Origin of the sequence: Burkholderia singularis (assembly GCF_001718875.1) — a bacterium.
In the GTDB taxonomy this organism is placed as follows: Bacteria; Pseudomonadota; Gammaproteobacteria; order Burkholderiales; family Burkholderiaceae; genus Burkholderia; species Burkholderia singularis.
Genome location: NZ_CP013448.1, coordinates 3,475,233 through 3,498,116, shown reverse-complemented (window position 1 = coordinate 3,498,116; position 22,884 = coordinate 3,475,233). Strand labels below are relative to the sequence as shown.

17 protein-coding genes are annotated in these 22,884 nt (G+C 63.2%); 6 read left to right on the top strand and 11 right to left on the bottom strand.

Annotation, left to right across the window (positions count from 1 at the left end; translation table 11 throughout):
- Positions 1-8: 8 nt before the first annotated feature.
- The 4 genes from AQ611_RS15425 to AQ611_RS15410 all read right to left on the bottom strand — a co-directional run bounded on the left by AQ611_RS15425 (position 9) and on the right by AQ611_RS15410 (position 4,770).
- Positions 9-1,286 (bottom strand): flippase, encoded by a 1,278-nt coding sequence (locus tag AQ611_RS15425; protein ID WP_069234997.1) that lies wholly within the window; start codon positions 1,284-1,286, stop codon positions 9-11.
- 78 nt (positions 1,287-1,364) lie between these two features.
- Positions 1,365-2,561 (bottom strand): glycosyltransferase family 4 protein, encoded by a 1,197-nt coding sequence (locus tag AQ611_RS15420; protein WP_069234996.1) that lies wholly within the window; start codon positions 2,559-2,561, stop codon positions 1,365-1,367.
- Between the two features lie 29 nt (positions 2,562-2,590).
- Positions 2,591-4,171 carry a mannose-1-phosphate guanylyltransferase/mannose-6-phosphate isomerase gene (locus AQ611_RS15415; RefSeq protein WP_069234995.1) on the bottom strand — a complete coding sequence of 527 codons (1,581 nt, stop codon included), beginning with the start codon at positions 4,169-4,171 and terminating at the stop codon, positions 2,591-2,593.
- Complete coding sequence (locus AQ611_RS15410; RefSeq protein WP_069234994.1) at positions 4,168-4,770, bottom strand: GNAT family N-acetyltransferase; 603 nt, start codon at positions 4,768-4,770, stop codon at positions 4,168-4,170. Before AQ611_RS15410 ends, AQ611_RS15415 begins: the two co-directional genes overlap by 4 nt.
- A 383-nt stretch (positions 4,771-5,153) precedes the next feature.
- Between AQ611_RS15410 and AQ611_RS15405 the strand changes: the two genes are divergently transcribed.
- From AQ611_RS15405 to AQ611_RS15395, 3 genes are all read left to right on the top strand, one after another.
- The gene (locus tag AQ611_RS15405) at positions 5,154-6,431 is read left to right on the top strand and encodes a glycosyltransferase family 4 protein (RefSeq protein WP_069234993.1); all 1,278 of its coding nucleotides are present in this window, start codon (positions 5,154-5,156) and stop codon (positions 6,429-6,431) included.
- Between the two features lie 253 nt (positions 6,432-6,684).
- A complete protein-coding gene (locus AQ611_RS26740) occupies positions 6,685-6,969 on the top strand; it encodes a phosphatase PAP2 family protein (RefSeq protein ID WP_374755091.1) in 285 nt (94 codons plus the stop codon).
- Between the two features lie 838 nt (positions 6,970-7,807).
- On the top strand, positions 7,808-9,196 hold the full coding sequence (locus tag AQ611_RS15395) for a sigma-54 dependent transcriptional regulator (protein ID WP_069234992.1): 1,389 nt from the start codon (positions 7,808-7,810) through the stop codon (positions 9,194-9,196).
- Positions 9,197-9,286: 90 nt separating this feature from the next.
- Here AQ611_RS15395 and AQ611_RS15390 read toward each other — a convergent pair whose 3' ends face one another.
- The 7 genes from AQ611_RS15390 to AQ611_RS15360 form a co-directional block, all read right to left on the bottom strand.
- On the bottom strand, positions 9,287-11,143 hold the full coding sequence (locus AQ611_RS15390; RefSeq protein ID WP_059517844.1) for a serine aminopeptidase domain-containing protein: 1,857 nt from the start codon (positions 11,141-11,143) through the stop codon (positions 9,287-9,289).
- Positions 11,140-13,662 carry a glycoside hydrolase family 2 protein gene (locus AQ611_RS15385; protein WP_069234991.1) on the bottom strand — a complete coding sequence of 841 codons (2,523 nt, stop codon included), beginning with the start codon at positions 13,660-13,662 and terminating at the stop codon, positions 11,140-11,142. Before AQ611_RS15385 ends, AQ611_RS15390 begins: the two co-directional genes overlap by 4 nt.
- Entirely contained in the window at positions 13,659-14,750 is a 1,092-nt protein-coding gene (locus AQ611_RS15380) for a DUF1839 family protein (protein ID WP_059518045.1), read from the bottom strand. Before AQ611_RS15380 ends, AQ611_RS15385 begins: the two co-directional genes overlap by 4 nt.
- Positions 14,750-15,721, bottom strand: a complete 972-nt coding sequence (locus tag AQ611_RS15375) for an amino acid--[acyl-carrier-protein] ligase (protein ID WP_059517848.1) — start codon at positions 15,719-15,721, stop codon at positions 14,750-14,752. Before AQ611_RS15375 ends, AQ611_RS15380 begins: the two co-directional genes overlap by 1 nt.
- Positions 15,718-16,941 (bottom strand): acyl-CoA dehydrogenase family protein, encoded by a 1,224-nt coding sequence (locus AQ611_RS15370; RefSeq protein WP_059517850.1) that lies wholly within the window; start codon positions 16,939-16,941, stop codon positions 15,718-15,720. Before AQ611_RS15370 ends, AQ611_RS15375 begins: the two co-directional genes overlap by 4 nt.
- Complete coding sequence (locus AQ611_RS15365; protein ID WP_059517852.1) at positions 16,938-17,189, bottom strand: acyl carrier protein; 252 nt, start codon at positions 17,187-17,189, stop codon at positions 16,938-16,940. The genes AQ611_RS15370 and AQ611_RS15365 overlap by 4 nt, the downstream gene beginning before the upstream one ends.
- 238 nt (positions 17,190-17,427) lie before the next feature.
- Complete coding sequence (locus AQ611_RS15360) at positions 17,428-18,216, bottom strand: Crp/Fnr family transcriptional regulator (RefSeq protein WP_059517854.1); 789 nt, start codon at positions 18,214-18,216, stop codon at positions 17,428-17,430.
- A gap of 928 nt (positions 18,217-19,144) precedes the next feature.
- Here AQ611_RS15360 and AQ611_RS15355 point away from each other — a divergent pair.
- From AQ611_RS15355 to AQ611_RS15345, 3 genes are read left to right on the top strand one after another with little or no spacing between them, the layout of a single operon-like run.
- Positions 19,145-19,948 carry a Crp/Fnr family transcriptional regulator gene (locus AQ611_RS15355; RefSeq protein WP_059517856.1) on the top strand — a complete coding sequence of 268 codons (804 nt, stop codon included), beginning with the start codon at positions 19,145-19,147 and terminating at the stop codon, positions 19,946-19,948.
- A 55-nt stretch (positions 19,949-20,003) separates the two neighbouring features.
- Positions 20,004-21,380, top strand: coding sequence for an undecaprenyl-phosphate glucose phosphotransferase (locus AQ611_RS15350; protein WP_069234990.1), 1,377 nt, complete (start codon positions 20,004-20,006; stop codon positions 21,378-21,380).
- Between the two features lie 48 nt (positions 21,381-21,428).
- A complete protein-coding gene (locus AQ611_RS15345; RefSeq protein WP_069235343.1) occupies positions 21,429-22,724 on the top strand; it encodes a polysaccharide biosynthesis/export family protein in 1,296 nt (431 codons plus the stop codon).
- Positions 22,725-22,884: the final 160 nt, after the last annotated feature.

Genomic DNA, 22,884 nt, shown 5'->3' with positions numbered 1-22,884 from the left:
CTGCGCCGTCAGTCAGCGGCGGGCCCGGCGGCGGGCCGCGTCGCGGGGCGGGCGAACAGCGACACGCGGCGCCGGTACAGCACGTAGGCGAGCGCGGCCGCGACTGCCGTTTCCGCGATCAGCACCGCGGCGGCCGCGCCTTGCTCGGCGAAGAATTTCGCGAGCAGCGGCAGCAGCGCGACGTTCAGGATGCCGGATGAAATCAGAATGCGGCTGAATGCGCTTTTCATGCCGAGCGGCAGCATAGTCTGCACGCCGAACAGATCGGTCATGCCGGCCATGAACGGAATGAACGCCATGCAGCGCAACACGCCAATGGTGGGCTCGTAGGTGGGGCCATACAGGATGTGCACGGCGAGCGGCGCGAGCGCGAAGATCGACAGCGAGATCGTGAGCACCATTGCGCCTTGCACGACGAGCAGCTTGCGCAGGAACGACATCGCATCTTCACGCGCATGGTGCATCAGGTAGCTGACGTGCGGATACGCGGCTGCCTTCAGCGGCTGCAGCAGGCTGATCGCCGAGCGGATCAGCTTGTCGCCGGCGGCGAAGTAACCGGCCGCGACGTTGCCCGATACGAAGCCGAGCAGCACGGTGTTCGTCGACGCGTAGAACGCGATCGACGTCGAGGCGAGAAACACCTGCCAGCCGCCTTTGAGCGATGCGACGATGTCGGACAGGCCGATGCGCGCGGGCACCACTTCGCGCTTGACGATCAGATAGCCGAACACGAGCACGCCGCAGATGAGCGGGACGGCCGCGTTGACCGCGACGGCCGCGATCAGGTCGGCGGGCGAGCGCACGAGCAGGAACATCGCGGGCACGCTGAGCGCGCGGCAGATGAAGAGCGTCGTGCTGTAAATGCGCAGTTTCTGAATGCCCTGGAAGTACCAGCCCGGCGTGAGTGCGGCACCGAGCGTCATTCCGAAGCCGATGATGAGCAGTGTGCGATCGAGCGCGAAACGTGCGATCACGAACGTCAGCGCGAGCAGGATGGCAAAGCCGGCGACGGTGATCGCGGCTTGCGCGGCGAAGGTCGCCCAGAAGATCTTCGAGCGCTCCTTGATGTCGTCGCGCGCGAGCGCGACGCGCGGCGTCGCGGTCAGATCGAAGCTGTAGTTCGTGAAGTTGATGAAGTACGTGATGACGGCCAGCACGAACGACAATTGCCCGTATCCGTCAGGCCCGAGCACGCGTGTGAGCAGCGGCAGCGTGACGAGTGGCACGACATAGGTCGAAATCTGCAGCGTCATCAGCAGCAGAAAATTCTTGCGAACGGTCGTCATGCTAGCCTTTCACGTCGCACCGGGGCGACATCGGATCGCGCACGCACGCAGCGTGCGCGACGGGATGAAACGGAACGATCAGTCGCATTGCGGTGCTAGTTCCTGTGCTTTGTCGGCGCTTAGCTGCAGCAGCGCGGCGAGACGCTCGGCGTAGTGCTGCCGAGTGTAATGCGACCAGTCGTAGCGGCGCTGCGGCTCGCGCAGATGCGCGCGCAGCGCGCCGAGCGCGGCCGCGAGGCTCGCGGCGTTGCCAGTGTAGCGGAATTTGTTGCCGATTTCGTTACCGAAACTCGACAAGCTGCCGACGTCATGAACGAGCACCGGCAGCCCGATCATCGCGGCTTCGACGATCACGAGCGGCGCATTCTCGGCCCAGACTGACGGCAGCAACAGCGCGTCATGTTCGCGTAAGGCGACGAAGAGTTGCGCGTGATCGAGCCGGCCGGCGAAGCGAAGCTGCTTGGCGGCAATCAGGTCTGCATACTTTTGTTCGAGCGCCGGGCGTTGGCTGCCGTCTCCATAGACGGTCACGCTCGCGATCTGGTCGAAATGCGTATCGCGCGCGAGCGCGAGGAATTCGTCGAGCCCTTTTTCGGGGTCGATACGGCCGACGAACGCGAGATCGAGTTTCTCGCGCTCGACGCACTTGGGCTCCTGCGGCGTCAGCGCGGTGCTGACCGGATTGTGCAGCAGCGCGGTGCGCGTCAGGCCGCGCTGCGCGAGCGCGTCGCGCATGTACGGGCTTGGGCAGAGCAGCAGGTCGAACACGTCGGCCGGATTCACGAGCGCGTCGACCGCATGCCAGTGCAACTTCTTGATTGCGTCGTGCAGCGCGCCGCGCGGGCTCGAACGCTCGAAGAACCGCGCGCCGCGCGCGAGCGTGGCGAGCGGCAACGGCGTGGGGCGGCCGCCCGGATAGGTCAGAAGATTCGGATTGTAGAAAACCAGGTGGTAATCGTGGCACGTGAGAAACACGCGGCAACCGGAGCGCCGCTTGTAGCGCGCGAGAACGGGCACGATCGAGGGCGACAGCAGGTTGTGATAGTTGTGCACGAGGATGCGCTGCGGCGCCTCGCGTTCGATCACCGCTGCGAGCGCGCGCGCGGCCGCCGCGTTCCATGCGCGAGACGTACCGCCCGAGCCGCTGTCGAAAGCGTGTTCGTCGAAGGTCGCGACCTCCACGCCGGGTTGCGCGCGCAACACGTCGACCGAGGTCCGATACACCTCTTCTGCGCCGCCCTTGCGGCCGAAATCATTGATGACGAGTACTTTCATACGAAAGGCGCGGCGAGCCGCGCGTTCATTCATTGGGTATCGGGCGCGCGCGCGGATTCGGCGGGCCGGGCGGATTCGGTCGGAACGGGCGGCTGTTGCGCGCCGGCGCGGCCGTAGCGATCGTCAAAACGGACAATGTCGTCCTCGCCGAGATAATTGCCTGACTGGACTTCGATGATCTCGAGGGGAACCTTGCCCGGATTTTCAAGCCGGTGGACCTCGCCGACTTCGATATACGTCGATTCGTTCTCGCTCAGCAGAAAGGTTTTTTCGCCGCGCGTGACCTTCGCGGTGCCGCTCACGACAATCCAGTGCTCTGCACGATGATAGTGCATCTGCAGCGACAATTGCTTGCCCGGATCGACGACGATGCGCTTGACCTGAAAGCGTTCGCCGCGGTCGATCGAATCGTAGTAGCCCCACGGGCGCTGCACCTTGCGGTGATCGCGCACCTGTTCGCTTTGTCCGGACTTCAGCCGCGCCACCACGGTCTTCACGTCCTGTACGCGATGTTTGTTCGCGACGAGCACGGCATCCGGCGTTTCGACGACCACCACGTCCTTGAGCCCGACGCACGCAACGAGGCGGCCTTCCGAGCGTGCGAAGCTGTCTTCGGTGCCTTCGAACAGAACTTCGCCGCGCGCGACGTTGCCGGCCTCGTCCTTGGGCATCAGTTCCCAAATTGCGTCCCACGAGCCGACGTCGGACCAGCCCGCCGTTAGCGGCACGATCACGCCCAGAATACCGAGTTCGTGCGAGCCGGACAGCCGCTCCATCACCGCGTAGTCGATTGAATCGGACGGGCACGCGTCGAACGCGGCCGCATCGATCTTGACGAACTCACCGTCCGTCACGCCTTTCTTCCACGCGGCTTCGCACGCTTCGTAAATCTTCGGGCGCAGCGCGCGGATCGCAGTGAGCCACGTCGACGCACGCACGACGAAGATGCCGCTATTCCACCAATAGTCGCCGGATTGCAGATATTGCTGCGCGAGTTCCTGGTGCGGTTTCTCGACAAAGCTGTCGATCGCGTGTCCGCCTTCGACACCCTGCGAATCCGCGAGCGGCGCGCCGACCTTGATGTAGCCGTAGCCGGTTTCCGCGCGGCGCGGCAGCACGCCGAGCGTGACGATCGCGCCGTCCTGCGCGTAGCGCGCGGCTTGCGCGATTGCTTCCTGGAACGCGCGCGTATCGGAGACCGCGTGATCGGCTGGCATTGCCGCCAGCACGAGGTCGCCGTGATGTTCGAGCGCGGCGAGCGCGGCAAGCGTGAGCGCGGGCGCCGTGTTGCGCGCGCTCGGCTCGAGCACGATGCGCGTTTTCAAGCCGCGCGCGCGGACTTGCGCGGCGCTCGTGAAGCGATGCTGTTCGCCGCACACGAGCAGCAGCGTATCGGCGAGCTTGGCGTTCGCAATGCCGCTCAACCGGCGGGCGGTCGCGGACAGCGGCGATTCGTCGGCGATCAGGTCGATGAGCTGCTTCGGATGATGCTCGCGTGACAGCGGCCAGAGACGCGTGCCGGAGCCGCCGGCGAGAATGACGGGCAGGATGTGAGGCAGCGTGTCGTGCGACGTGCCGGCGGAGGATTGAGTCGTGGTCTGTTCGGTCATCGGTTCGCCCCGGAATCGGCGGAAAGTCGGGCGGCGAAGGCATAGCGCTCGCCTTTGGTTACGGTTTCGTCGTCGGCATGCGACGCATCGGACGACGCCGCGCCGACGAGGTTGAGCAGATTGCGTGTCGTGTTGGACGGACGTTGCGCCGCGCGCTGCAGGCCCATGTACGGCACGCCATGCTCGAGGAACGGACCATCGACCTTGCGGAAGCCGAAACGGTTGTAGAACGCCTCGTGATGAACGGGTGCCTGAACGCGCACGGGCGCGTCGGGCCAGCGTGCATACGCGGCGGCGAGCGCGTGCTCGATCAGCGCGTCGATGGTGTTGTCGTCGCGATGCGCGGTGCTCGTCAGGATCTTGTCGATCGTCGTTTCGGGATCGATTTCATCGCCTGGCAGAAGACGCGCATAGGCGGCAATCGATGCTTGCTCGCCATTTTTATCGATGGCGAAAACATGGATCGCAAAGGTGTCCTTACCATCTATATCGAGATGCGAGTGCGCTTCTTCAACGACCAGGACCGCGTTGCGTGCGCGCAGGATCATGTAAAGCTCATTCGAATTCAGATGCCTGAATTCGCTGCATGTCCAGTCCATGATTAGGTTCCTCGTTGCTTTATGGCGCGGGCGTCGCGCGAGAATTTCGTTAAATTTCGTTAATCACTTAACTGAATGAATCCGATAGTGCCGGATGAATCAGACAGTGTTTCATGGTCGCCACGATACGAGCGGACACCTTGCTGTTCTGTTCGCGAGCGTACCGTGCTCGTGACAAGCGAAAAGCGCTGTCGAAAGGATGTCAGCACATGTCAAATCCGGCGTTATGGTGCGATGCCGTACAGAGGGTGTCCGGGCGTGTTTCGATAATGCGGCTCATCTTGAATGGCCTCGTGTCGTCATTTCGCGCACGACACGCGTAATCCGGCGTAATTGCCGCTCCATCCGACATGTTCGCGCGAATATCAAAAAGGATTCCCTGCGTGAAGGTCGCAATCGTTCACGACTGGCTGGTGGTGCATGGCGGTGCGGAGCGCGTGCTCGCACAAATGATCGACTGCTTTCCGCAAGCCGATATCTACAGCCTCGTCGATTTCTTGGAGGATCGCACGTGCTTGCGCGGGCGTCCGGTGCACACGTCGTTTATTCAGAAACTGCCTTTCGCGCGCAAGCGTTATCGCAACTATTTGCCGCTTTTCCCACTCGCCATTGAGCAATTCGATTTATCCGGTTACGACTTGATCATCTCGAGTTCGTATGCGGTCGCAAAGGGCGTGTTGAACGGGCCGGATCAATTGCATGTGAGCTATGTGCACTCGCCCGTGCGTTACGCATGGGATCTGCAACATCAATATCTGAACGAGGCGGGGCTCGCACGCGGCTTGAAATCGGGGCTCGCGCGCGTATTGCTGCATTACATCCGCAACTGGGATGCGCGTTCCGCGAACGGTGTCGATCTGATTGCCGCGAATTCGCGTTTCGTCGCCCGACGCATTCGCAAAACCTACCGGCGTGATGCCACCGTCATCTATCCGCCGGTGGATGTCGATCATCTCGCGCTGTGCGATAAGAAGGACGATTTCTACCTGACCGCATCGCGTCTCGTGCCATACAAGCGCATCGATTTGATCGTCGAGGCGTTTTCGCGCACACCTTCGCGAAAGCTCGTCGTAATCGGTGACGGACCGGAAGCCGACAAGATCCGCGCGCTCGCGGGCCCGAACGTCACGTTGCTCGGTTATCAGCCGTTCGACGTGCTGCACGATCATTTGCAGCGCGCGAAGGCATTCGTGTTCGCGGCCGAAGAGGATTTCGGCATCTCGCCCGTCGAGGCTCAGGCGTGCGGTACGCCGGTGATTGCATACGGCAAGGGCGGCGTGTGCGAATCGGTGCGTGCGACGGGGCCGGCGCCGACGGGACTGTTCTATGCGGAGCAAACGTGTGAATCGTTGATCGACGCACTCGATCGGTTCGATGCAATGCCGGCCGGCACGTTCGATTCGCGCGCCTGCCGCGAGAATGCGCAGCGCTTCAGTGCGCAGCACTTTCGCGACGCGTTTTCGCGTTTCGCGCTCGAAGGCTACGCTGCGTTGCAGGCGGAATTGCGCGTGGCGCCGGGCGCAAGTGCTGCGCCTGCCGCTGCCGGGCAAGCTGGCGTGCGCGCCGCGCAACATGACGCGGACGATGTAGCCGGGGAGTCCGCAGCCGCACCTGCGCCGGAAAACGACGCTGCCACGCACGAAACGTTTGCGCGCAGTTGAGCGCGCACGTTTGTCGCCTTTCGTGCAATGCGTATGTTTTTTTACTGACCCTTTTCGGCGATTCGTTCATCACCGGGCCGCTTGCGATGGCAGTGCTCGCTTGGTTTGCGGCGCCGGATACCGCCGCGCCCCGCTGTACTGAGTGTTGAGTTTTGCGGGCGGCGTCGGTTTGGTTGCTCTGACGAAATTTGTTTATTCGGGATGGGGAATCGGCATTGCCGCATGGCGATACGTCGGCATCAGCGGCGATACGATGCTCAGCGCGTCGGTTTATCCACGCGTTGCGCCCGTCTGCGCACGCGGGAAAATGGACCTGCGATTTGCGATCATAGCCGGGCTTACATTTGCGTTTTCAATCGGTGTGTCGCGGGTCGTACTCGGTTTTCATTCGTGGTCGGAAATTTTGCCCGGATGGAGGGTAGGCGCATGCGCTGCCGTATTCACGGTACCGTGCCGGCGAGTGCACGGGCGGCAGACCTGCTCGCACCGGGCACGGGGCGCTGCAACCCACCGGCCCGCGCATGCCAGGGACGAGTGAATCCACGGCCGGCGTGACGCGTTTTACCGCTGCATTCGTTGTCGTAGCATGTATTATTGCGATGTTGTTCTATGGGCGTAGCGTGCCATTCAGTACCTGGATTTCGCACGCCGCGCCCAAGGTTGCGCAATGGGGCCGAGGCTGGCTCGCCGCGCGTGCCGACGCGCAAGCATGACGGCCGCCCGATGAGATAGCCATCTTGTCTAGATAACTCGACTCCGCGTGCCGCGAGTCCGGCGCAATCCTCATGTTTCATTCATACACAAACATTACGGTTCGGCATCACACCAATGTCCGAATAACTCGGAAAATGCTTAACCTTGGCTTGTGCAACCGCCTGTTCAATGGTCAACGATGGTCAAATTAACGTTTGAATTCAAACGCAAATGGGCGTGAATGGTAGAGTAACTTCGACATTCGGTTTTATCAGTATGACGCTTTAAAGTTACTTTGAAAGCGAGGTGCCGAAGCTTGCGCAGCGGTGTGGCGCGCAAGCTGCCCGAACGAGTTTAGCGGGCCCGGTGACGGGGCTATCCAACGCGTTTCGCGGCTACCGATTGACAAGCTCGATGCCGCCGCCGCTTGCCCGGCGGGGTGCACGCGAAAAGCGCGGCCGGTATGCTCCGTCGCGGCTTCCTTTGCTAAATCGCATCTTCATACAGAGATCACCGAGACACCCGAGGTACGCTCCCGTATGACCCGAACGGGCGCATGCAGGCAGATGCGACGCGCGGTGCTGGCCGCACGCGCACGGCATCGTCCGCGCAGGTTTGCCGGCAGATAGCGCCAATGATCGGGTTTATGGGACCATAAGATTGCTCATTAATCGGAGGCACCAATGACGGCTAGCGCGATCATCGGGGGTCTCTCCACGAGATCTCTCCGACAACGTCCGCTGATTTACTGGACGCATCAGCCTTCGACGCTGCTGCGCAAGGAACTCTCGCGCCGTGACTGGCAGGTAAGCCTGGTCACGAGCGCGAATCAAGTCCGCACGACGGCCGGCGAAGTCACGGGCGGCATTCTCGATTTGAGCGCGGTGTCGATTGACGAGATGGTGGAGGTCGCGGCCGTTTGCTCGTCGGTGCGCAATGTTGCATGGGTGGCGCTCGTGGAGTCGCATCAGGCCGCGTTGCCCGATGTGCGCACGCTGCTGCGGGACTATTGCTTCGACTACATTACGCTGCCGGCGTCGCATCAGCGTATTGCGGATGCGGTCGGCCATGCGTATGGGATGGAGTGCCTGTTCGCGCCCAGCACGGCGCCGATCGCGTCCGCCGATCAAGGCATGGTCGGCACGTGCGATGCGATGCTCCAACTGTTCGATGCGGTGCGCCGGATCGCGCGCACCGACGCGCCCGTGCTGGTATCGGGCGAGACGGGCACCGGCAAGGAACTGACGGCGGCCGCGATCCATCAGCATTCGGCGCGTCGTGCTGGACCGTTCGTCGCGGTCAATTGTGGTGCGATTCCCCCGCATCTATTGCAGTCCGAATTGTTCGGCTACGAGCGCGGTGCGTTCACTGGCGCGAGCACGCGCAAGATCGGTCATGTCGAGGCGGCAAACGGCGGCACGCTGCTGCTCGACGAAATCGGCGATCTGCCGCTCGAAAGCCAGGCGAGTTTGCTGCGATTTTTGCAGGAGCGCACGATTCATCGGCTGGGCGGCAGCGATCCGGTGCCGGTCGACGTGCGCATCGTGTCGGCAACGCACGTCGATTTGCGAGGTGCGATGAACGACGGCCGTTTTCGGCCGGACTTGTACCACCGGCTGTGCGTGCTGCGAGTCGAGCAGCCGCCGCTGCGCGCGCGGGGCAAGGACATCGAGCTGCTCGCGCGTCACATGCTCGAGCGTTTTCGCGCGGATGCCCGGCACCGCGTGCGCGGGTTTTCAACCGACGCGGTATCCGCGCTGTACAAGCACGATTGGCCGGGCAATGTGCGCGAGCTGATCAATCGCGTGCGCCGTGCGCTCGTGATGGCGGAAGGACGGCTCATTACCGCTCATGATCTGGAACTCGATCATTGCATCGAGGTTGCGCCGCTGTCGGTCGCGGCGATTCGCAAATCGATCGAGCGCGAAGTGATCGAGCTTGCGTTGCTGCGTAATCGCGGGCGTCTTGCCGGCACCGCGCGCGAGCTTGGCATCTCGCGTGCGACCCTCTATCGATGGATGGAGGCTTACGGCATCGAGCGGCCGCGCAGCGCCGTCGCGTCCTCGAGCTGACCCGCGCTTCGCGCGCAGCGGTCCGGGCAAGCCGGCCGTGCGCGCCGTCGTCGAATCCTACTCTCCGTCAAATCCCGTGCTTGGCCTGCGTCAGGACGCGGCCGCTGCATCGGCCGCGCGTTGCGGCGTTTCATTTTGCAGCTTGCCGCTGCGACGCGCGTGCAATCGCGGCCCCGGCGTTTTACCGCCCCAGCCGATCAATGTATCGACGCAAATCGAGATGACGGTATCGGCCGCATAGGTTCCGTAAACCGAATGGTCGAGCAGGCGAATCGTCTCGACTTGCACCAGCGGCGAGCCTTTGAACGCGCTGCGCAGCGAGCCGAAGCTGCGGGTCAGTTCGTCCACGCCCGGATCGAATTCTCCGTACACGAGCATCGAGCGCACGTTGCGCTCGGCGAGCGTGTTCATCAGCGCGCGCGGCGTACCGCGCTTGGGCTGCCAGCCCAAACGTTCGGCGATCTGGGCGGCCGGCGCTTTCACGCGTGCCGTCAGATGGCGTTGCAGCGCATTCAGCACCGGACGAAGATCGCGCCCCTCGCGCAGCAGCCGGCGCCATTTGCTCCAATCGCGCAACGACGCGAGGTAGCCGCGCGTGGAATTCGTTTGCTGCTTGCGCGCTTCGAGCACCGTCAGCCCGCGCGGCCAGATGAAACGCGGCAGGTTGATCGCGATCACGCCACTGACCGATTGCGCGTGCGCGGCCGCGTGGATCGACAAGTAAGCGCCCGAGCATACGCCGAATGCGACCACTTGCCGGCCGCAGCGCGCAGCCAGCCAATCGGCGGACATCGTGACGTCCGAGACCGCCTGATCCGAGAACACCACTTTCGACTGATCGTCTGGCGCATGCGCGCCGCTGTCGCCGATGCCTTCGACATCGATGCGCAACGACGCGATGCCCTGCTGCGCGAGCGCGCGCGCGAGACGCACGCCGATGCGGCCGTCGGCGCTGCGCGGGTTGGCCGACGTGTTCGAGATCAACACGCACGGCGCGCTGGCGCGCGCGGGCGTCGCCGGCTCGCACAACGTGCCGACGAGTTGCTTTTCGCCGACGCGAACGAGCGTCTCCGTGATACCGTTGAACGCGAAGCGAACGGGCGCGTCGGTATCGAACGTATGTTCGGCGCGACGGGCGATCGGTTGTCCGATTTCCTGGGCGGCGCGGCCGCCGTTGCGGCCGATCCAGCGCGCGACCGAATCGAGCACCGTGTGCGGCAGGCGCGAGCGCACGCCCTCTTGCAATACGGTCGGCCAATCGGGAAACGGCACGATGTCGGTCGGCACGCCCCGCGCTGTCAGCGCATCGCCGAGCGCGGCGCTGTCGCCGTAGTCGGTATCGACGAGCAGCGCGGCGCGCGGCGGCGCAGATATCCGGGCGACTGCGTCACCCAGGTCGACGGTCTTGAGCGCCGCGACCAGGTCGGCCGGATAGCGGTGGCCGAGGATATTGAGCCAGGGCTCTTCATGATGCTGCTCGCGAATCGCGGGCGGCGTCGTATCGAGCCAGCGCTTTTGCACCATCGACAGCTCGCGCAAATAAGCCCGGCCGCGCACGACGGGCGCGAGCGCGACGAACGTGTCGACGGCCGGCGCATCGTCGCCCGTGAGCGCAAGCATCGCGAACGCGGCGCCCGCGCGCACGCCGACGAGCGTCACCTCATCGACCGGCGCATGCTCGCGCAGCACCGCCACCGCGCGCTGCACGCTTGCGACGCTTGCCTGCAGGCGCCCCGACGCCAGATCATCGCCCGCCGAGTCGCCCGCGCTCGGATAGTGAAAGCGCAGCACCCACATGCCGTCCGCGGCAAGGCGCTCGGCCAGTGCCCGGATGACCTTGTGGGTCCACATCGCTTCGTGTCCGAGCGCTTCGCAGAGGACGACACCGCGCTGCGAGCGCCCCTCGTGAAGCCATCCTAAGCATTGATCAAATCGAACCGGTTTCAATTTTCTATCCTCGGGCGAACGATTTTGTTGGAGTTCAACGCATGTACTTCGATCAACGGCGGGTTGGCCTGGCCAGCTTGGGAAGCGAGATCGAGGTTGGGCGCAACGGGCGAGAGCGGATCGGCGTCGAGTTCGATCCGCGCGGTGGCACCCGGCGCGAGATGGAACCAGTCGTCGGCGGGCAGCAGTCCAGGCGCACACACATGCACATAGCGCGCAAAGCCGTGTGTGTGCACGTCGAGCTGCCAGCGGCCGTCACGATGAGCGACGCGCGCGTCCAGCCCGATATCGCCGCGCTCGAACACGCTGGGCGCGGAGCGCTCGGGGAAATGAAACGCCTGCGACAACAGCGTGCCGTCGAGCGCATACAACGACGCGATCGTGACATCGTGTTCGCGCGGGCCGAAGCGGTACGCATAGGTGAAATCGAAAAAGCGGCCCAGCATCTCAGCCGAGTTCAGGCTCGTGCCGGCATGCGCGTCGACGCGCAACGTCCAGTGCGCGCGCACGATAGGCGTCTTGCCGTTGCGCAGCGCGAGCAGCTCGATGCGCGCGTCGAGCGGCGACGGTGCATCGTTGAGCACATGCACGTCGAGGCCGTTGAGCCCTTCGTCGGTCAGCAGAATCTGCCGCGGCTGCGACGTGCGCTTGAACGCGTGCCAAGCCGATTTCGGCCGGCCGTATGCGTCGACGAGGCCCCAGCCTGCGCCGGGCATCACGTCCTGGAATTGCCAGACGAGCGCGCCTGCGCATGACGAGCCGGCGCGCCGCCATTCGGCGAGCGTCTCGCCGATCAGATCGGCGACCACCGCGCGAGACAGCGTCAGATAGCGGGCCAGGTCGACGGTGCGCAGCCGCGCGGGCTCCACGCCGTACAACGTGCGCAGATAGTGGTCGCGCACGTCGTCGAAATCCCACGACGCGCCGGGATCGCGCGGCACGGCGCGTTTCCAGCGCGGCTCGTGCGGCGCGGGCGAGCCGATTGCGGCAAGCGTCGCATCGCATGGCACGTTGGCGAATGCAAGGCATTCGCTCGCGAAGCGCACGTTCGCGCGGCGCGCGTCCTCGGGCGGGCGCAGGTACGCGCCGACGCCGTAATAATGCGTGATGCCTTCGCGCGGCGCGAACGGCAGCACGCCGCCGTGCGGCGAACCGGGCACGTAGATCGCGTCCGGGCGATGGCGCGCGCAAAGCTCGGCGAGCAGATGATCGGCGATGGGCAGGCGGCGTTCGTCGGGCGCGAGCCCGACCATCGCCGCTTGCTGCGCGATTTCGCTGCCGCCGCACAGCACGGCGATCGATGGCCGTGCCGCGTGCCGGTCGAGAAACTGCGTCGCCTCGCAGGTGAGCGATTCGATAAAGCGCGTATCGGCCGACGGATAGTCGAAGTTCGCCAACATGAAATCCTGCCAGACGAGGATGCCCAGCTCGTCGCACAGCGCGTAGAACGCATCGGCTTCGTAGGTCATCGTGCCGCCGACGCGGATCATGTTGAAGCCTGCGTCGCGCGCGAGCGTCAGCGCACGGCGGTAGGCGGGCGCATCGGCGTGCAGGCGCAGCGGATCGAGGCTCGTCCAGCATGCGCCGCGCGCATGGATCGGCGTGCCGTTGATCGACAGCGCAAAGCCCGCGCCGTCGTCGCCGCGCTCGAGCGCGATCGCGCGAAAGCCCGTGCGGCCGAGCGGGAGCGTCGTCGTGTCGCCGATCGCGACGGCAATGTCGTACAGCGCCGGCTGGCCGTGCGTATGCGGCCACCACGGCTCGACGTCGGCAATCCTGAGCGTCGCGCGCAGTGTGCCCGCATTGGTCGACGTGAACGGCGCCGAGTGCGCGCCGCAGACCAGCCGTATGGGAGTGCCGCCGGCCAGCGGCGCAGCGAGCCTGATCGTCGCGTCGAGCACGCCGTCGCGGCCGTCGAGCGTGGTGCGCAGCGCGTGATGCGCGATCACCGGCGCACTGTCCGGCTCGAGAATCTCGATGTCGCGCCACGGGCCGATCGGCTCGATCGACGGAAACCAGCCCGGCATCCGGCCGAGGAAGGTCGTGCGCACGCCGCGCAGCGCGGGCGTATCGACGAGGCGCGTGCGCCAGCGCGCGCGGCCCCGCAGCGGATGGGCGGCAAGATGCCGGTCGAGCGAGCGAAAGCAGATCGACAGCCGGTGTTCGCCGGCCAGTGTCAGCTCGACGTCGTGCGACACGTACATATTGTCTGAGCAGAACAGCAGCGTGTCGTCGAGCCAGACCTCGGCGATTGTCGCGAGACCGTGAAAACGCACGATGCGCCGGCCGGTGCCGACGAGCGTCGTCCGATACCAATAATCGTTGTCGCCCAGCGGATACGGCTGGGCGGGGTCGAAGCGGTGCGCGGCGGCGAGCGCTTGTGCGACGGTGCCAGGCACGGGCGCGTCGCACCAGCCGGTTTCGGGGAGTTCGCCCGGCCGGGCGAGCGCTCCTGCTGGCGTGGCCGCCAGCATCCAAGCGGCAACGCCAGGCGTGCCGCGGTCCGCCTCGTGTTTCATCTGCTGATCGACGTAGATCTCGCCGGCATGTACAGCTTGCTAAACCGTGCGTTGGACTCGGTTTGGCTGACCGGCGTGATTTGCTCGACGCCGTCGAGCAACGACGTATAGGCGTGCTCGATCACGTCGAGGCTGCTTTCGCCTCGCTCCTCCACACCTTTGGCGCTGGCGCGCGCAAGGCGGAACTCGAGCACCATCGCTTCGGAGGCGATCGCGTCGCACGACGCGACGAGCTTGTCGAACGCGCCGTGGCAGCCGCTTGCCTCGAGCCAGCGCAGATAGCGGCCGAACAGCTCGAAATTGGCGCCGAGCTGCCGCAGCGTGTTGAACGAGTACGCATGGAAGTACGAGAACGAACGCGATGCGAGCGCTTTCGAGTCACGCGCGAGCTGATGACGGAACGCCGTGATCGGATTTGCCTTGGGCCGCCGCTTCAGGTGACGCGCGAGCAGCGCGAGCGATGCGTCGCACAGGTCGCGCTCGTCGAGCGCCTTGAACTGACGCTTCGCGCATTCGGCATACGGCATCAGTTGCGTCGGCGAATGCGTGCCGAACAAACCGTCGTAATCGTCGCCTTCGGCGATGTAGTAGCCGCTATTGTGGAAATAGCCGATGCGGCGTTGCTCGCGGTCGATCGCGTCGATGCCGATCGTCGTCTTCGTGTGCTGCGCGTGATAGCTGGTGCCGCGCGTATCCGGCAGATACCACGCGTCGACCTCGACCATCATGAGGTGGCCGCGCGCGACCTGGTTCTCGATATGCACGTCGACGGATTCGAAGATCGCGTGTTCCTGCACGACGATACCGTACAGCTTCTCGAGATCATCGTGCGGAAACTTGAAGAACGTGAACTGGTCGCCTTCGAAGTCGAGCGCGATCGTGAACGGCAGCGCTGCATACGGATTGAAGCCCCACCAGCTGAGTACCTCGATCCACATGTCGACATAGCAGTTGGTCTGCTTCCAGACCATTTGCGGCCCGTGCAGCGCGTGCGGCCGGTAGTGGTGCGCGCGATGACGCAGACCGGCGAAGATCCGCTCGAGCGGAGTGTTGTTGACAGTGGGCGAATCGATCAGAATCGCGCTCATCATTGCCTCCACAGCACGTCGCGTACCGCTTGCGGCCACGCGTCGAGATCAAAACCATGATGCCGGAACAGTCCGAGCGTCAGACGCTCGAGGCCGAAGCCGACGCAACCCGTGTGCGCGACAGCGGCATCGGCCGTCTTGATTCCCCACAGCAGGCCGAAATGGTCCATGTGGTAGTTGAAGCTCAGGCATGCGGTCAGGCGTTCGTCGTATTCGATCGGAACCAGCAATTCGAACTTCAGGTTCTGTTCACGCTGGCTGCTCGCGACGATCTTGCCGCCGCGGCCGAAGAACGGATCGTTCGCGAGATCGATACTGTTGGGCAATTGCAGCGCATCGATCATCCGCGTGCCGCGTTCGATCCAATTTTGGCGGAACGCGAGAATCTGCTCGGGCGTGCCGATGCGGATATATTCGCGCATCCGGAACAACTGCATGCGCGTGGGATCGAGCGACGGCTCGTGGCGGAAGCAATACGAGAATGCGTCGACGATCCGGCCGTCGGCAGGCAGCGCGCCACGCTGTGCGATCACAGGGTAGACCGGGTAGCAGGCGGCCGGCGTCATCACGACGTAGGTCGGTTTTTGGTCTTCGGTCCAGTCTTCGCCGCGATCGAGACATTGCAGCACGCGCTGATGCTCGCGCTCGCCGCCGCAGAAGCTATGCACGGTGCCGGCCAGTTGCGGGAAGCTCTTCAGATACTCGCTGCGCTCGAATTCGGGGCGGCTCATTGCGGGCGGAAAGCGCAGCACTTCCGCTTGCTGATCCGCGCCTTCGCGCGTGATGTAGGCATCGAGGGCTTCGACGACGCGCTCGAAGCGCTCGCTGCGGCCGAAGAGCCCTTGAATGCCGGTCGGTATCAAGAGCCCCGCTTCGACGAGCGCGTCGCGCAGCGCGTTTTCGCCGCTGCGATCGAGGGGCGCTTGCGCTGAGTCAACCGTGCGCCCCGACGGAATGGTCAGATTGTTCAAATCTCTCTCTCCAGCGTTGCGGAGCGCAACGCGAGCAGAAGGTTGGCCGTATTCGCTTCGATGCGGTCGTTGCTGATCATCAGCGGCGCGGAGTGCAAATCGCGAATGTGCCGGCCGAGCGTATAAGGCGTGCCGTTTTTGTACGAAGCCATGCCGCAAATCATCATCGCGTGCTTGACGACTTCGAGCGCGGTGGTCGACACGTAGGTCTTCAGCGTGTTGATCTCCGCTGCCTGAGCCATCGATGCGGACCACGTGCGCGCCGCACCCTGGCCATACGTGCGCAACGCGGCTTCGATGCGCGCTTGCATCGATTGCAGCAGCGCGAGCGCTTCGGCAATCCGGCGGCCGGACGGCGGCAGTGCGCCACCCTGTTTTTGCATTTGCGCGCGGAAGAACTGGTGCGCGCGCAGAAAGGCATCGGTCGCGATGCCGGTCCACACGGCCGACCAGAGGATGTGCGACGTGGGCACCATGCTGCGCTCGGCAATCTGCGCGAACGGCACGGGCAGAATCTGTTCGCACTGGCCGCGCGCGTCGAGCGCGAAACCTTCGCTGCACGTGCCGCGCATGCCGAACGTATCCCAGCCGCTGCGCCGCGTGAGCGTGACGTTTTCCTTGGGCAGCGTGACCAGCACCTGTTCGGCGGCCGGTGCATCCTTATCGCGCCGCGCGGTCACCAGGATCGCGTCGGCATGCGCGCCATACGAGATCGTCGGCGCAAGCTTCGACAGCGTGAACGTGTTGTCCTTGGCCTCGACCGCGCAACGGCTGTTGCGCAGATTGCCGCCCACTTCCTCTTCGGACGTGGCCGACGCGAGCAGCCATTCGCGCTGCGCGAGTTGCATGGCGAAGTTGCGATGCCAATCGTGGGACAGCGCATGATCGATGATGCTGGCCACTTGGGTCTGATGCATCGCATAGATCATCCCGGCCGACGAGCATGCCTGCCCGATGATTTGGCAGGCGCCGGCGACAGCGGCGAGCGACGCACCGCGGCCGCCCAGCTCGACGGGTACGAGCGCGCCGAGCAGATGTTCTTCGCGCATCGCATCGATGGCTTCGGTGGGAAAGCGCGCATCGCGATCCACTGCGTCGGCGAAACGTGCGGCGACTTGCGCAACGCGGCGAGCTGCTTCGTTCAAGGCTTGATCATCCACGAGCAAGGAGCCGACTACGGTAGCGCGCACGTTGCCGGTTTCGGCATCGAAGCGCTTCATGCTGAATGCGCAGCACGCTTCAATTGCGTGATCGCGCTCGCAAGCGAGTCGATGCTTTGAAACAGCTGGCGGTTCAGCATCTCGTCGGCAATTTCGATGTTGAAATGCTTTTCGATCGCGAGCATCAGCTGAATCGTGTTCAGCGACGACAGGCCTGCTTCATACAGATCATCGCTATCGGCGATGTGATCGATCGACGTCTCAAGGTGTGCGACGTCCTTGATGATTGTTCTTAATTCGTTTTTCATCTATTGGCTCCGGCTTGCATGAAAATCCCCGTCCCGGCAGTGACGCGAATGGCGTCCCGCTCGGCGTATGACTGGTTAAAGTAGACCATTGGAGGTGCGCAGGTTCTGTTCGGAACCTAACCGACTAAATAGAACAGAAAGGTTGTGTCTCAATTGCGGGACAAACCGTTGCATCCAGTGCATGATGCCGATGTCCGAGACGCGCGCGCCGAGATAAATATCCGGCGCGCGTTCCGTTTCAACTGCGCAGTTCGGTTGTCGTGCCGGCCGGGGCCGACAGGATCTTTTTCATTTCATCGCGAATGATCGCGTGGCATCCGCACGACTGTGCTTCGAGGCCCGGCAGATCAGCGAGAATGATCGAGCTGCGGTATTGTCGGATGAGACCCATCTTCTGGATTTCGCCCGCCGCATCGGTTACCGTCTCGCGGCGCACGCCGAGCATCTGTGCAAGCATGCTGTGCGTGACCTGGATCTCGACGCTGCGCGAACGATCGTATGCGAGCAGGAACCAGCGGCAAAGCTGGTTCTTCAATACGTGATGCCGGCTGCAGAACGAAATCTGCTTGGCTTGCGTCATCAGCAAATAGGTATAGCGAAACACCGTTTGACGAACCTGTGCCGATTCCTCCAGCAGGTTCGACAGCACACGCGGGCTGAGGCGATATGCGAAGCCGTCGCGGCAGGTGAGCACGCGGCACGGAATCGCACTGTCGCTGCCGACGAGTTGCGGGCTCACGATGCCTTCGTTGCCGATCTCTGCGATTTCAAGCGTCATTCCGTCGGACGACGCATACTGAATCGAGATGACGGTCGTGACCGGCAGGTAGACGTGCTCGAGCGGCTTGCCCGGCTCGCAGAGCACCTGGCCGGACTTGACGTGCACGAGCTGCATGTGGCTCGCGAGCGCGGCGCGCTCGGCCGCATCGAGCGACGCGATGAAACGGTTCGCGTCGGTGCGGTGCGGCAGTTCGATCATGACGCCGCCGGATCGGGCGAGCGGCTCTTTGAATTCGCGGTGTGTCACGGGAAGCTTCCTTACCGGATTCACGATCCGGAGCAACGGCGCGGGCTGTCGCCGGGCGCCACATGCAACCGAACTGGCACGATTAAGCAAGTCCGGTTAGTAATTTGTCAATTAGGCTTTACATTGAAAACCCGGATTTAAGGTTATCACGTAACCATTTTGATGAAGCGACTTTGCTGCCCATCTCACAAACTTTGACGTTCGAAGTGCATTAATAAATATATTCAACATCTAATTAAGCGCGATGTAAAACGTTAAATAATTTTAATGTAAACGGCGAAATTGGTTCCGTGTGAGAAGTAATGATTTGCTCGATTTAGGTATTCGCCAACTTTTACCGATTGGTAATAGAATGGTCTGGTGAGGTTTTTGAATCTCTGTTAAACGCTTAAAAATCAAATGGTTACATGAGAAATGTGCGTTATATCACAAAGTGTCAAATGTGCCGGATGACTCATCCGTGAGACAGTTTTAAGAATGTGAATACACTCTGCCGTTTCTCGGTTTCACTATGGTCATACAATTTCATCGATAACTGTTAATGTCTATATGGTATTGGGTTTGATGGGAAAATAGCCTGATGCGGGATGACCCTAAGATATTCCGAAAGTGTTAGATGTGACATAGGGTGTCGCGCAAGCTGTATCAAAGTGTCCGGTAATGAGACGGTTTTGGTTTTCGGGAAATGCCTGGCGCGGCAACGCGTGAGCCGACTCTTTATGTATTAAAGGTTTGCGGCAATTGGCACGGTAATCGCTAGAGAGTCGGTGCGCCCCGCACAGAGGGCAAATGCTTTTGTGCATGAGGACGACCAAAAGGCCGCCGACACGATTACGAGGATGTTTGATTCTCGCGGTGAACGTGTCTTGACAGAGCGGAATCCCGCGCCGTGATAAGCGATCGGCGCCGACGAACCAGGACACAGAACATGCTTCATCAGACAAATGGTTTCTACGCCAACGCCCTGCTGGGCTCGCTAACCGACGACAGCCTGCGTGCGCTCGCACCGCATCTCGAACTCGTGAAGATCAAGAGCGCCCAATTGCTCTGCGAAACCGACGAGCCGATGCGTCATTTGTACTTCCCGACCACGTCGATGATGTCGGTGCTGTACTTGATGGAGGACGGCGCGATGGTCGAGGTGGCCGCGGTGGGCAGCGAAGGAGCGGTGGGCGTGTCGTCGCTGGCTGACTACGGCTGTGGCGCAACGGTGGGCCGCATCGAGGTGCGCAGCGGCGGCTATGCGTACCGTGTGCCGACCCAGGTGTTCCGGCGCGAATTCGACCGCTCGGTCGATACCTTCCAACTGATGCTGCGCTACTGGCGCGTGGCGATGGCGCAAATCGCCCGCAGTGCGCTTTGCAATCGCCATCACTCGGTGAGCGAGCAACTGAGCCGCTGGCTGCTGCTCGCGCACGACCGCGTTGAAGGCGATGAGCTTGCGGTCACGCAGCAAACGATCGCAAACATGCTCGGCGTGCGCCGCGAGGGCATCACGGAGGCAGCCGGCAAGCTGCAGGAAGCGGGCCTGATTCGTCAGCGCCGCGGCCACATCACCGTGCTCGACCGGCAAGGTCTCGAAGCGCATGCGTGCGAGTGCTACGGCATGATCCGCGCCGAATTCAATCGGCTGGTAGCCGACGCGAAGCAGAGCGCGGATCGCGCGATTCCGGCCGAAGGCCGCCCGCTGCGCGTCGCAGGCTACCCGGAGCTGGCCCGCTCGGCCGCCTGAAGTGCACAACTCATACAAAGGCAAGCGATTGACGAAGGAAATCGGAGATACGGCGATGTGGGGATTTTTGAACAGATTGCTGGACGTTGTGCTGGTGGCGGCAGGCGCACTGCTGGCACAAATGCTGTATGAACACGGGATTCTCGACGTTTCCGACATGCAGCGTGCGGTTGTCGCGCTTCTGTGCGCGTTGACGCTGATCATTTTCTCGGCGCTGGGCGTCTACGACAGCATGCGCGAGCGGACCTCGCATTCCCGCGCGCTGCTCGGCTGGTTGGGGGTCAGCGTGATCGCGGCGACATTTACGCTGTTGCTGCACCGCGACGCCGACGTGTCGTTCGAGTGGCTTGGCCGCACGATCGTCGCGTCCGGCGCGATGCTGTTGATCGGCCGCGCGGCGATCCACGGCATCGCCGCGCGTATGCGCCGCTCGAGCAGCAAGCGGCGCGCGGTCGCGATCGTCGGCTCGGAGATCTACGGCCGCGCCGTGCTCGAACAATTGCGCGCGTCGCCGTCGCACAGCTACGAGCCCGTGTGCTTGTTCGACGAAAGCAGCGAGCGCACTGCCGCCGCGCAGCCGCAGGTGGGCGGCTTGCCGGTTGTCTCGGATCTGCGCGAGCTTAAGCGCCGCGTGCGCGCCGGCGCGATCGACGAGATCTGGCTTGCGTTGCCGCTGTCGCATGAGCGGCAGATTCAGCGGATCGTTCGCGAATTCCGTCACGATTTCGTGAATCTGCGCTTTCTGCCCGATGTGCGCGGGCTCACGGCATTCAACCGTTCTGTCACCCACGTGGCCGGTTTGCCGGCGATCAATCTGGCGACGAGCCCGCTGTCGGTCCCGCAATTGTGGCCGAAGCTCGTGTTCGACCGCCTGTTCGCCGCCGCCGTGCTGATTCCGCTGCTGCCGGTGCTCGGCGTGCTCGCGCTTGCGGTGAAGCTGTCGTCGCCCGGGCCGGTGCTGTTCCGCCAGAAGCGCAAGGGCGTCGACGGTCGTGAATTCGAAATCTTGAAGTTCCGCTCGATGCGTGTGCATACTGAGGAAACGGGCGTCGTGCGTCAGGCCTCGCGCAATGACACGCGGATCACGAAGGTTGGCGCGTTCCTGCGCCGCACGTCGCTCGACGAGCTGCCGCAGTTCTTCAACGTGCTGTTCGGCCAGATGTCGATCGTCGGGCCGCGCCCGCACGCGCTCGAACATGACGATATTTACAAGGAGCTTGTCGACGGCTACATGCTGCGCTACCGCGTGCGTCCCGGCATCACCGGCTGGGCGCAGGTGAACGGCTACCGCGGCGAGACGCGCAAGGTCGAGAAGATGGCCGCGCGCGTGAAGTTCGATCTGTTCTACGTGCAAAACTGGACGTTCTGGTTCGATATCAAGATCATCATGATTACGCTGGTCAAGGGATTCGTCGGACGTAACGCATTCTGAGCGCCGCCGCTATCCCGTTTCACACGCTACAAGGAGTACTACAAGATGTTGAAGAAACGCCTAACGTGGGCGGCCGCCATTGCAGCGGCAGCCTTGTCGGGCTGCGCGCTTGCGCCGGGACCTTCGCTCGATTCGAAGCGCATGCATGACGATCTCGGCGCACCGACCGATACGACGGTCTACGACGTCAAGCTGATCACTCCCCAACTGATCTACGCGCTCAAGCAGGCCGACGAAGCCGATGCGGTCACCAAGCAAGCGAGCTTGTCGACGCAAGCATTGCCGGCCGAATCGGCCGACTACCGCGTCGGGCCCGACGACGTGCTCGGCATTTACGTCTACGATCACCCCGAGCTGACGCGCGGCGCGAGCGGCAATGCGGGCAACGACATGTCGCCGCTCGTCGATATCGGCACGTTGCAGGCATCGGGTGGACTGGGCGGCGTGCTGCCGCAGCAGATCAGCGCGCTGGGCACCAACGGCCAGGGCGAAGTCGATACGTCCGGCCAGCGGGTTGCCGCGAACGGCACGATCTTCTTCCCGACGCTCGGCCGCGTGCACGTCGACGGAATGAGCACTCAGCAGATCGCCGCGCTGCTGACGCGCCGGCTCGGCTCGCAGATCAAGAATCCTCAAGTCGACGTGCGCGTGATGCAGTTTCGCAGCCAGCGCATCCAGGTGACGGGCGACGTGAAGAATCCGGGGCAACTGTCGCTGACGGGCTCGGCATTGCGCGTCGTCGACGCGATCAATCGCGCGGGCGGCGGCAACCCCGACGCCGATCTGCAGCGCGTGCTCGTCACGCGCGGCAATCGCGTGATGACGATCGACGTGAACAACATCTTGAATCGCGGCGATTTGCGGCAGAACATCGCGTTGCAGTCGGGCGACATCGTCCACGTGCCGGACCACACGCAGAACCGCGTGTTCGTGTTCGGCGAAGTGCCGAAGCCGCAGACCGTGTTCATGAATCAAGGGCGTCTGTCGCTGGCCGACGCGCTCGCGGCCGCAGGCAGCATCGACACGATGAACGCCAATCCGCGGCAAGTGCTGGTGATCCGTCATCCGAATCCGCCGCTTGCGCAGTTGGACGGCACGCAAGGCACGGTGCAAGAGGGCTTGAAGAAGGTCAGCTATGCGCCCGAATACAACAAGCCTGAAGTGCTGCGCCTGGACATGACGCAAGTGGATTCGATGATGCTTGCCACGCAGTTCGACATGAAGCCGCTCGACGTCGTCTATGTCGGCACGGCGCCCGTCTCCCGCTTCAACCGCGTGCTGACGGAAATCATGCCGACCGCGCAATCGATGTTCATGCTCTGGTCGATTGCCCGCAACCGTTGATGCATCGATACGCGGCGCGCACGAAGGTCGGCGCGCCGCGGTTTGTGCGAAGCAGCGCACCGACCGTGCGCATCGGAACGACGACACTGGAACGTATATAGCGCGCATGCTGCGCGCGCTCGACGCGCAGCATGCGCGCCCGTCAACCAGGTGCCGTGAC

Bases quoted from the DNA above. Each gene is read 5' to 3' on its own strand.
- AQ611_RS15420 (WP_069234996.1), bottom strand. From the start codon at position 2,561: ATGAAAGTACTCGTCATCAATGATTTCGGCCGCAAGGGCGGCGCAGAA.
- AQ611_RS15380 (WP_059518045.1), bottom strand. From the start codon at position 14,750: ATGAGCGCGATTCTGATCGATTCGCCCACTGTCAACAACACTCCGCTC.
- AQ611_RS26740 (WP_374755091.1), top strand. From the start codon at position 6,685: ATGCTCAGCGCGTCGGTTTATCCACGCGTTGCGCCCGTCTGCGCACGC.
- AQ611_RS15370 (WP_059517850.1), bottom strand. From the start codon at position 16,941: ATGAAGCGCTTCGATGCCGAAACCGGCAACGTGCGCGCTACCGTAGTC.
- AQ611_RS15385 (WP_069234991.1), bottom strand. From the start codon at position 13,662: ATGAAACACGAGGCGGACCGCGGCACGCCTGGCGTTGCCGCTTGGATG.
- AQ611_RS15410 (WP_069234994.1), bottom strand. From the start codon at position 4,770: ATGGACTGGACATGCAGCGAATTCAGGCATCTGAATTCGAATGAGCTT.
- AQ611_RS15415 (WP_069234995.1), bottom strand. From the start codon at position 4,171: ATGACCGAACAGACCACGACTCAATCCTCCGCCGGCACGTCGCACGAC.
- AQ611_RS15365 (WP_059517852.1), bottom strand. From the start codon at position 17,189: ATGAAAAACGAATTAAGAACAATCATCAAGGACGTCGCACACCTTGAG.
- AQ611_RS15350 (WP_069234990.1), top strand. From the start codon at position 20,004: ATGTGGGGATTTTTGAACAGATTGCTGGACGTTGTGCTGGTGGCGGCA.
- AQ611_RS15355 (WP_059517856.1), top strand. From the start codon at position 19,145: ATGCTTCATCAGACAAATGGTTTCTACGCCAACGCCCTGCTGGGCTCG.
- AQ611_RS15395 (WP_069234992.1), top strand. From the start codon at position 7,808: ATGACGGCTAGCGCGATCATCGGGGGTCTCTCCACGAGATCTCTCCGA.
- AQ611_RS15425 (WP_069234997.1), bottom strand. From the start codon at position 1,286: ATGACGACCGTTCGCAAGAATTTTCTGCTGCTGATGACGCTGCAGATT.